We start from the raw sequence: 10,418 nt of genomic DNA, 5'->3' as shown, positions 1-10,418 counted from the left end.
CCTCGTGCGGCGGTCCCACCCCCGTACGCGAACCCACCCTCCTACACGGCCCCGCACGCACGCGCGAACCTCCCCCGCACGCGCAACACCCGCACAGATGACGGAACCGAACCGCTTCCGCCGACGTGTTCATGAGCAGGGGACACTGCGATCCGATCAAGATCCAGCGAAGGCCGGTGCGGATGTCGGTGCCGACAGGGATACTTGAGGCGACGGATGACCACGGGGGAGGTCAGCAGTGACACACCCGCCGACGAGCAGCTCGGCGCCACCACCGGGTTCCGGCCTGCCCACGTTGCCGGCCATGCCACCGACCGCACCCCCCACAGGCACCGCCGGCACCGCAGCCACCACAACCCCCACAAGCAACACGGTCACCCCAACTCCCCCACGACGCACAGCATTCGCCGAGGCGATCGACCGCCTGCGCGCCGCCGTCACCACCGAACCCGGCCGCCTCCGCGCCATCGGCGCGGTCCTCGCCCTGCTCCTCGTCGCCTTCGGCGCGATCACCGCCTGGCAGAGCACGAACCGGGCCACGGCCGCCGACGACGTGCTGCACAGCAGCCAGCCCCTCTCCTCCGACGCCGCCGACATCTACCGCTCCCTCGCCGACGCCAACACCATGGCGACCAGCGGCTACCTGGCCGGCCTGCAGGAAACCAGCGCCACCCGCGAGCGCTACGAGTCGGACGTCCGCACCGCCGCCGCCAAACTCGTCACCGCCGCCGCCAACTCCGACCCCGGCTCCCCGTCCGCGGCCACCATCACCAAGCTCAACGAGCTCCTGCCGCGCTACAAGGGCCTGGTGGAGTCGGCCCGCGCCAACAACCGCCAGGGCTTCCCTGTCGGCGGCGCCTACCTCCGCACCGCCAACAACACGATGCAGAACCAGATGCTCCCGGCGGCCGAGGACCTGTACCAGAAGGAGAACCAGCGCCTGAGCACCGACTACGGGGACGCCACCCCGTACCCGTGGGCGGCGATCGCCCTCGGCGTCCTCGCCCTGGCCGCCCTCGCCTGGGCCCAGCGCCGCAACTACCGCCGCACCAACCGGGTGCTGAACCACGGTCTTGTCGCCGCCACCGCCGCCACCGCGGTCGTCCTGCTGTGGCTGGTCGTCGGCCACAGCGTCGCCCGCGCGGGCCTCAACGGCTCCTACGCCCACGGCGTCCGCTCGCTGAACGTGCTGCACGACGCCCGGATCGCCTCCCTCAAGGCCCGCAGCGACGAGAACCTGACCCTGGTCAGCCGCGGCGCCGAGACCAAGACCCTGCCGGACGGCACGGTCATGGACGCCTACGACTGGGCGTACGACCAGGAGATCGGCACGCTCGGCAAGACCCTCGCCCAGGCCGCCTCCCTCGCCGACGACTCGGCCGGCCGGAGCCCGGTACAGGTCGCGAACCAGTCGATGAAGGTCTGGAAGTCCCGTCACGCGCAGGCCCGCCAGGCCAACGACTCCGGCGACTACCAGAAGGCACGCGACAAGGTCATCGGCGCCGCCGGCGCCCGGAGCCAGTCCACGGGCGAGTGCTTCGACAACGTGGACGCCTCGCTCGCGTCGGCGCTCACCCACGAGACGGACGAGTTCAAGAACGCCGCCGAGAACGGGCGGAAGGCGATGACCGGCCTGCCGGTCGGCTCTGCGGTGCTCACGGTCCTCGGCGCGGCGGGCGTCCTGCTGGGCATCGGCCGCAGGCTGTCGGAATACCGGTGAGAGGAGGCGTGACAGGGGTGAAAGGAGGCGTGAGGATGCGAGTACGACGGCTGCGGGCCGGCCTGAGGGGCTGGGGCGGCGTGGGAGCGATGGCGGTCGTCTGCGCCCTGGCGCTGGCGTTCGTCCTCCTGCTGCCGCACACCCAGTCGCACGGCGGCGGAACGCCGGACCCGGGCGGCCAGGGCACGGGCACGGCACAGGGCCTCCAGGCCAGGGCCGGCACCTGCACGGACGCCAACGCCCAGAACCAGAGCCTGTCCCCGTCGAACGCCGACGGCCACACGGTCGACGCGATCAGGGCGCGCGGCTACCTGTCGGTCGGCGTCGACCAGAACAGCTACCGCTGGGGCTACCGCAACCCGAACAACTCCTCCGGCGCGCTGGAGGGCTTCGACATCGACCTCGTCCACCGCATCGCCAAGGACATCCTCGGCGACCCGAACAAGGTCCAGTTCAAGGCCATCCCCACCAACGAGCGCGTCCCCGCGATCCGCAGCGGCCGGGTCGACATGGTGGTGCGCACGATGACCATCACCTGCGACCGGCTGAAGCAGGTGGCGTTCTCCGCCCCGTACTTCCTGACCGGCCAGCAGGTCCTCGCCCCGAGGACGTCGTCGGTCAAGGGCTACGACAGGACGCTCGCCGGCAAGAAGGTCTGCTCGGCGACCGGCTCCACGGCCTACGACCACCTGTCCGCCGACAAGAAGGACGGCACGCTGCCGGCCTCCACCGACATCTCCACCACCGTCCCCAACCAGCTGGACTGCCTGGTGCGGCTGCAACTGGGCGAGGTGGACGCGGTGGTGACCGACGGCGCCCTCGCCGCCAGCCAGGCCGCGCAGGACCCGACGGTGGAGCTCAAGGGCGGCACCTTCACCAAGGAGTACTACGGCGTGGCGATGAAGCTGGGTGCCGACGATCTGGTACGTCAGGTCAACCGAATACTGGAGAACTACCGCAAGGACGGGGGCTGGAAGGCGTCGTACGACAAGTGGCTGTCCCCCACGCTGGGTAGGGACTCGGAGTCGGCCACGGCGCCGACACCGAGCTACCGGTGACCGGCGCCCCGCAGGCACGAGGGACGACGGCGCCACCGGCCCACGTACGACCGACGGAACACGACACGGAACGCAGCGAGAGGTGATCGATGGGCGGCACGGACCCCGCCGGGCCGGTGCTGGACCGGGACGAGGTGGACCGTGCGCTGGCGCGGCTCGGCGCGGAGCACGAGGCGATCGAGACCTCGCTCCTCGCCCTGCAGGACCACGCGGGCCGCAGACTCCTGGAGGGCGCCGAGCTGACCGGCGTCACCGAGGAGCGCTGGGCGGCGACGGAGGCGTCGATCACGCTGCTGTGGACGTACTTCGACGCCTACACGGGCGCGCTGCGCACCGCCCGTGAGATCCGGGCCCGCCGCCGCTGGTCGAGCCGCGAGGACCTGGTGGAGCTGACCGAGCTGCTGCGCGGCGAGTCGGTCACGGTCGCGGGCGCCGCGGTGGCCACCGTGAACGTGGCGGCGCCGCACGGCGGTGCGGGCCGGCTCAGCGAGAGCTTCTCGCTGGCCGCCCTCGTGGACCGGATGAACGAGCTGTACGCGACCAGCCTGGACATGGTGGTCGCCGCCGACGCCGTCTGGTCGGCGCTGCCCGCCCGCATCGATTTACTCGCCGCGGAACTCCAGCGCACCCGTCGGCTGGCGCACTCGATCGGCGTCCGCCCGGGCGAGCACCCGGCGGGCGACGACCTGGAGCGCATCACGCGCACGCTGACGCGGCTGCGCGAGCAGGTGGTGTCCGACCCGCTGGCCTTCTGGGTGCCGGCGCAGGGCAGTTCGGCACCGGGCGGCGGCCGGCCGGACACCACGGTGTACGACCGTGAGGCGCGGGCCCTCGAGGAGGTGCGCCGGGAGATCGACGCCGTGCTCGGGGTACGCCAGGACGCCGAGCAGCGGCTGATCAAGCTGCGGGACCTGCTCTCGCGCGCGGACCGCACGCTCGCCGAGGCGCGCACCGCGCGCGGCGAGGTGCTCGCGAAGATCGCCGCCACGGAGGTGCCGGTCGTCAGCGGCCCGCCGACCGCGCTGCAGGAGCAGCTGGCGACGGCCGCCGAGTACCGCAGGCAGGCACAGTGGCACCGGCTGTCGCCGCTGCTGGAGTCCCTGGAGCAGAAGGCGGAGGACGAACTGCTGCGGGCACGTGAGTCGTTGACGGCCGTCACCGCGCCGCTGGCGATCCGCGCCGAGCTGCGCGGCCGCCTGGACGCGTACAAGGCCAAGGTGGCCCGGCACGGTCTGGCGGAGGACCCGCTGCTGGTCGAGCGGTACGACGCGGCGCGCCGCATGCTGTGGAGCGCACCCTGCGACCTCAGGGTGGCCGAGCAGGCCGTGCTGCGCTACCAGCAGGCGGCGGCCGAACTGCTCGGCTCCGCACGGGTGCCGCGGCAGGGCGGCCCTCAGCACGGTGACGGTGGGGGGGAGTCATGAGTCAGGTCGCACAGACCTGTCAGCGGCCGGACTGCGACGGCCGCTACGAGGACGTGGGCGGCGGCGAGCTGTACTGCGACACCTGCGGTCTGGCGCCGGTCGTATCGGCGACCGGCATGGTGGGTTCGCCGCCCACCGGGGTGACCGGTGGCGGCAGGGGCTCGCGCAGCTCGGCGGGCAGCGGCAGTTCCCGCTCCAGCGTGCGCAGCGGCCGCAGTTCGCGTACCTCGTCGCAGTCGTCGAAGTCGCGCCGCTCGGTGTCGGGGCGGCTGTCCCGATCGCTGTCGGGCCGGTCGACCAGCCGTTCGGTGTCGGTGCGCAGCTCCGGCTCGACGGCGGGTTCCGCCGGCCGCGGCAGGCTCGGGGCCGGGCTGGTGCAGGTGCCGCAGGTGCCGCGTCCGGACCCGCGTTCGATGGTGCTCGAGAATCCGGAGGTGCCGGAGCGCAAGCGGTTCTGCTCGCGCTCGGACTGCGGTGCGCCGGTCGGCCGGGCCCGTGGTGACCGGCCGGGGCGTACGGAGGGCTTCTGCACCAAGTGCGGCCACCCCTACTCGTTCGTGCCCAAGCTGCGGGCCGGGGACATCGTCCACGGCCAGTACGAGGTCGTGGGCTGTCTGGCGCACGGCGGCCTGGGCTGGATCTACCTCGCGGTGGACCGTGCCGTGTCGGACCGGTGGGTGGTCCTCAAGGGCCTGCTGGACACCGGTGACCAGGACGCGATGGCGGCGGCGATCTCCGAGCGGCGCTTCCTGGCGGAGATCGAGCACGCCAACATCGTGCGGATCTACAACTTCGTGGAGCACCTGGACCAGCGCACCGGCTCCCTCGACGGCTACATCGTGATGGAGTACGTCGGCGGCAAGTCGCTCAAGGAGATCGCCAACTCCCGCCGCAGCCCGGAGGGCAGGCGGGACCCGCTGCCGGTTGAGCAGGCGTGCGCGTACGGCATCGAGGCGCTCGAGGCGCTCGGCCATCTGCACAGCCGCAACCTGCTGTACTGCGACTTCAAGGTCGACAACGCGATCCAGACCGAGGACCAGCTCAAGCTGATCGACATGGGCGCGGTACGCCGGATGGACGACGACGAGTCGGCCATCTACGGCACGGTCGGCTACCAGGCACCGGAGGTGGCGGAGGTCGGCCCGTCGGTGGCCAGCGACCTGTACACGGTGGGCCGTACCCTCGCCGTGCTCACCTTCGACTTCCAGGGCTACACGAACGTCTACGTGGACTCCCTGCCCGACCCCGACACCATCGAGGTCTTCCGGCGGTACGAGTCCTTCTACCGTCTGCTGGTCCGCGCCACCGACCCGGACCCGGCCCGCCGGTTCGCCTCCGCACAGGAGATGGCCGAGCAGCTGACGGGCGTTCTGCGGGAGGTCGTCTCGCTGCAGACGGGGCAGGCCCGCCCGGCCCTGTCGACGCTGTTCGGCCCGGAACCGAAGGTCACGGACACGGAGCTGTTCCCGGCCCTGGACGGTGACGTGTCCCGGCTGGGGGCGCGGGCGGCACGGACGCGCAGGCCGACGCCGGAGCTCACATCAGTAGGCGTCGGCACCAGCGGAATCACGAGCACCACGAGCACCGACGGTGGAACGCCCGGTGCGCCGGGTGCCCCGGGCCTGGTCAAGCCGGTCGACGCACCGGCCGCGGCACTCGCCCTGCCCGTGCCGCACGTGGACCCCTCCGACCCCAACGCCGGTTTCCTCGCGGGTCTGTTGACGTCCGCGCCCGGCGAGCTGGTGGGTGCCCTCGCCGCCGCGCCCACCCAGTCGACGGAGACCCGGCTGCGCCAGGTCCGCGCCTGGCTGCAGACCGGTGATCCGGGCCCGGCGCTCCAGGTGCTGGGCCGGCTGGAGGAGCAGCACCCCGACGACTGGCGGGTCGTCTGGTACCGGGGCGTGGCCTGTCTGGTCACCGCCGACCACGAGGGCGCGGCCCTCGCCTTCGACGCGGTCTACGACGCCTTCCCCGGCGAGATCGCGCCGAAGCTGGCACTCGGCCTGTGCGCGGAGGTCCTCGGCCAGCTCGACAACGCCGCCGAGTACTACCACCTGGTGTGGTCGACCGACCCGAGCCACGTGGGCGCGGCGTTCGGCCTGGCCCGCGTCCAGCTCGCCGCCGGTGACCGGCGCAGGGCCGTACGGACCCTGGAGTCGGTTCCGGAGTCCTCCATCCACTACACGGCGGCACGTGTCGCGGCCGTACGGGCGCGGCTGCGGCACCGTACGGCGGTCGCGTCCGACACGCCGTTCCTGGAGGACCTGACCGCGGCGGCCGGGCAGGTGGAAGCGCTGCAGGCGTACGGTCTGGACCCGGCACGGCGCGAGCGGTTGTCGGCGGAGGTCCTCGGCTGCGCGCTGGACTGGATACTCTCCGGGGGCCGGGCCGCCGACCCGGCCTCCCGGCGGGTGCTGCTCGGCAGCGACCTGGACGAGCGGGGACTCCGCTTCGGCCTGGAGCGTTCGTACCGCACGCTGGCCCGGCTGGCGCCCGGCGGCGAGGAGAGGATCGACCTGGTGGAACGTGCAAACCGTTACCGCCCCCGGACGTGGGTGTAGTTGATGTCGCAGATGCACCAGCAGGCCGCCCTGTCGAACTGTCCGAGCTGCGCGGAGCCGCTCGAGTCGGGTGACCGTTTCTGCGGCGCCTGCGGATACGACCTGTCCGCTCACGCCGCGCCGTCGCACGACACGCCGACGCTCACGATGGGCAACGGTTCGGTGCCGCGCCCGTCCGCGCCGGCCGAGGAGGAGGGTGCGCAGGGCGCCGTATGGCCGCACGCGCCGCAGCAGGACGGCGCGGCGGACCCGTCGCACACGCACCTGCCGACGGACCTCCCGGGCACGGACTCGGGCGGCTCCCCGCTGTCCGGACCGCCGGTTCCCGCGGCTCAGGGCTCGGGTGTGCGGTTCGACCGGCCGGAGGAGCCCGAGGAGTACCCGCTGCAGGCGCCCGATCCCCGGCTGGCCGCGGAGGCCGGCGCCCCGGACGAGTCCGGCGCGGTGTGCGTGGCCTGCCGTGCGGGCCGGGTCGACAGCGACGGCTACTGCGAGAACTGCGGACACGCCCAGCCGCGTGAACGCGACCACATGGAGCAGGAGTCAGGGGCGGTCGCCGCGGTCAGCGACCGGGGCCTGCGCCATCACCGCAACGAGGACGCGTTCGCCCTCGGCACCGCGGCCCTGCCCGACGGCTCGGCCGCGGTCGTGGCGATCGTCTGTGACGGCGTGTCCTCCGCGACCCGCCCGGACGAGGCCTCCCAAGCCGCCTCGCGGGCGGCGAGGGAGTGCCTGCTGGCCGCCCTGCCGCGGGGCACGCACCCGCAGCAGGCGATGCACGAGGCGATCGTCGCCGCCGCGCACGCGGTCAACTCCCTGGCCGAGGAACCCTCCTCGGCCCGCGAGCACTCCCCGCACCAGAACGCGCCGGCCTGCACGCTCGTCGGCGCGGTGGTCACCGCCGGCCTGCTGGTCGTCGGCTGGGTCGGCGACAGCCGCGCCTACTGGGTGCCGCTGGACAGGACCGCGCCGCCGGCCCGGCTCACCGAGGACGACTCCTGGGCCGCGCAGATGGTGGCGGCCGGCCTGATGAGCGAGGCCGAGGCGTACGCCGACGAGCGCGCGCACGCGATCACGGGCTGGCTCGGCGCGGACGCCTACGAACTGGAGCCGCACACCGCCTCCTTCAAGCCGGACCGGCCCGGTGTGGTCGTGGTGTGCACGGACGGGCTGTGGAACTACGCCGAGACGGCGGAGGAGATGGCCGGGGTCCTGCCCCTGGACGCCGCCGTGCGCCCGCTGCACAGCGCCCAGGTGCTGGTCGGTCACGCGATCGATGGCGGGGGCCACGACAACGTAACAGTGGCCGTCCTGCCGTTCCCGACCCCGCCGCAGGGGGCAGGATCGGCCTGAGGGACTTACGCCGGGGCGCAGGACGGGCGCCGCGGCGAAGGCCTCACCGCGGGTCGCCGCACCGGGAAGCCGGCACGGGGAAGTCCGGACGCCGAAGTCCACACGCGGAGGAGCACGGGAGCGTTCGCACGGGGAAGCACGCACGGGAGAGCTCCAGGAGGCCGGAGGGGACCGGTCCGTACACAGCCGCACAGTCGTCGGCCCCGTTCGCGGGGGCTCGGAGGGGGATCTGGGAAGGCATGGCCAATTTCTCGAAGTCCAGCGTGCCGCGATTCTCGGTGGACGTGTACCAGAACGAGTATCTGCCGGAAGGCGGCCGTGAGGTCAACGCCATCGTCACGGTGACGGCGACCGGCGGCGGCACCATCGGCAGCGCGGTCGCGGCCCCGCACCTGTACGCGGCCGGCCAGGGGCCGTCCGCGGCGGTCGCGATCATGGTCGACTGCTCGGGTTCGATGGACTACCCGCCGACCAAGATGCGCAACGCCCGCGAGGCCACGGCCGCCGCGATCGACACCCTGCGCGACGGTGTGCACTTCGCGGTGATCGGCGGCACGCACGTGGCCACCGAGGTGTACCCGGGCGGCGGCCGGCTCGCGGTCGCCGGTGCGGACACCCGCGAGCACGCCAAGACGGCGCTGCGCAGGCTCAGCGCGGGCGGCGGCACGGCCATCGGCACCTGGCTGCGGCTGGCCGACCGGCTGCTGTCCTCGGCGGACGTCTCCATCCGGCACGGCATCCTGCTCACCGACGGCCGCAACGAGCACGAGGCGCCGGAGGACCTCCGGCGGACGCTCGAGGAGTGCTCCGGCCGGTTCACCTGTGACGCCCGTGGCGTGGGCACCGACTGGGAAGTGAAAGAAGTCACAGGAATCGCCTCGGCACTGCTCGGCACCGCCGACATCGTCGCCGACCCGGGCGCCCTGGCCGCCGACTTCACGCAGATGATGGAGACGGCGATGGGCAAGGAGGTCGCCGACGTCGCCCTGCGGGTGTGGACCCCGGTCGGCACGACGATCAAGTTCGTCAAGCAAGTGGCGCCGACGGTCGAGGAGTTGACGGACCGCCGCACCGAGGCCGGCCCGCGGGCCGGGGACTATCCGATCGGCTCCTGGGGTGACGAGTCCCGCGACTACCACCTGTGCGTGGAGGTGCCCGCGGCCAACGTCGGTCAGGAGATGCTCGCCGCCCGTGTCTCCCTGGTGGTTCCGCAACCTGAAGGCACCTCCCGCTCGAGCGCAGCCGGGAGCGGGGGAGGATCGGCACAGAACCTCGGCGCCCAGGGCCTGGTGCGGGCCGTGTGGACCGACGACATGGTCGCCTCGACGTCCATCAACCCTCAGGTCGCCCACTACACCGGGCAGGCCGAACTGGCACAAGCCATCCAGCAGGGCCTCGATCTTCGCAAAGCGGGTGATTTCGATGGAGCAACGGCCAAACTGGGCCGGGCGGTTCAGCTCGCCAGCGCCTCGGGGAACGCGGATACTGCGAAACTGCTTGCGAAGGTGGTGGACGTGGTCGACGCAGCGACAGGTACTGTGCGACTGAAGGCGAAAGTCGAGGAGGCCGACGAGATGACTCTCGAGACACGGTCGACAAAGACTGTTCGTGTAAAGAAGTGACGTAGCACGGACGCGGCACCACAGCGGCGGACGACTGCCGACAAACAGCAACAGACAGCGAGCCTGGCCCCTCGGGGTTGGAGAAATCCGGTCGAACCGGCCGGAAAGGAGAGGGGGAAGCGCCGACATGCCGACCTGCCCGAACGGACACCAGTCGGGTTCCGACGACTGGTGCGAGGTCTGCGGTCACCGCATGGCCGGTGCCGTGCCACCTCCTCCCCCGCCGCCCCCGGTCGGCGGCTACGGCTTCCCGCCCGCGCCGGGACCCGGCGGTCCCGGTGGGCCGGGCGGACCCGGTGGGCCCGGAGCGCCCGGCGGGCGCCCGCATCTGTCCGTTGCACCCGGCGCCGAGCCGGAGCTCTGCCCGCAGTGCCGCACGCCCCGCGAGGGTGGCGCGCCGTTCTGCGAGGAGTGCCGCTGGAACTTCCTGACGAACACGGCCACCTCGTACACCCCGGCCGCGCCGCGCCCGCCGATGCCCGGTCCGGGCGGTCCGGGCCCCGGCGGTCCGGTTCCGGGTGCCCGCTTCCCGCAGCCGCCCGGCCCGTCCTTCGGCGGCGACTCCTTCGACTACCAGGGCTCCCGACCCTCCCAGATGAACCGGCCCGCCGAGCCGATCCCGCCGGGCCCGCCGTTCGGCACCGAGCCTCCGGGCCGCCCCGGCGGCCCCGGCCGCTCGG

At 72.8% G+C, this 10,418-nt stretch carries 6 protein-coding genes and 1 pseudogene; all 7 read left to right on the top strand.

Annotated features, from left to right (window positions below):
* Positions 1-238: 238 nt before the first annotated feature.
* On the top strand, positions 239-1,720 hold the full coding sequence (locus tag BZY54_RS15165) for a hypothetical protein (RefSeq protein ID WP_086725719.1): 1,482 nt from the start codon (positions 239-241) through the stop codon (positions 1,718-1,720).
* Between the two features lie 35 nt (positions 1,721-1,755).
* Entirely contained in the window at positions 1,756-2,778 is a 1,023-nt protein-coding gene (locus BZY54_RS15160; protein ID WP_086725718.1) for a glutamate ABC transporter substrate-binding protein, read from the top strand.
* An 89-nt stretch (positions 2,779-2,867) separates the two neighbouring features.
* Positions 2,868-4,202 (top strand): coiled-coil domain-containing protein, encoded by a 1,335-nt coding sequence (locus BZY54_RS15155; RefSeq protein ID WP_086725717.1) that lies wholly within the window; start codon positions 2,868-2,870, stop codon positions 4,200-4,202.
* The gene (locus tag BZY54_RS15150; protein WP_086725716.1) at positions 4,199-6,763 is read left to right on the top strand and encodes a serine/threonine-protein kinase; all 2,565 of its coding nucleotides are present in this window, start codon (positions 4,199-4,201) and stop codon (positions 6,761-6,763) included. Before BZY54_RS15155 ends, BZY54_RS15150 begins: the two co-directional genes overlap by 4 nt.
* Before the next feature lie 3 nt (positions 6,764-6,766).
* Positions 6,767-8,116: a PP2C family protein-serine/threonine phosphatase gene (locus BZY54_RS15145; RefSeq protein WP_086725715.1), complete on the top strand. Its 1,350-nt coding sequence runs from the start codon at positions 6,767-6,769 to the stop codon at positions 8,114-8,116.
* 239 nt (positions 8,117-8,355) lie between these two features.
* On the top strand, positions 8,356-9,738 hold the full coding sequence (locus tag BZY54_RS15140) for a vWA domain-containing protein (RefSeq protein ID WP_086725714.1): 1,383 nt from the start codon (positions 8,356-8,358) through the stop codon (positions 9,736-9,738).
* Between the two features lie 127 nt (positions 9,739-9,865).
* Positions 9,866-10,418 (top strand): annotated as a pseudogene (locus tag BZY54_RS15135) (FHA domain-containing protein); the annotation flags it as partial.

It is taken from the genome of Streptomyces carpinensis, from assembly GCF_002154505.1.
GTDB lineage: Bacteria > Actinomycetota > Actinomycetes > Streptomycetales > Streptomycetaceae > Streptomyces > Streptomyces carpinensis.
This window is presented reverse-complemented; position numbering and strand designations above follow the sequence as displayed.

What these genes read in the sequence shown, in the direction of transcription:
- BZY54_RS15160 (WP_086725718.1), top strand. Translation starts at nt 1,756, where the DNA reads ATGCGAGTACGACGGCTGCGGGCCGGCCTGAGGGGCTGGGGCGGCGTG.
- BZY54_RS15155 (WP_086725717.1), top strand. Translation starts at nt 2,868, where the DNA reads ATGGGCGGCACGGACCCCGCCGGGCCGGTGCTGGACCGGGACGAGGTG.
- BZY54_RS15150 (WP_086725716.1), top strand. Translation starts at nt 4,199, where the DNA reads ATGAGTCAGGTCGCACAGACCTGTCAGCGGCCGGACTGCGACGGCCGC.
- BZY54_RS15145 (WP_086725715.1), top strand. Translation starts at nt 6,767, where the DNA reads ATGTCGCAGATGCACCAGCAGGCCGCCCTGTCGAACTGTCCGAGCTGC.
- BZY54_RS15140 (WP_086725714.1), top strand. Translation starts at nt 8,356, where the DNA reads ATGGCCAATTTCTCGAAGTCCAGCGTGCCGCGATTCTCGGTGGACGTG.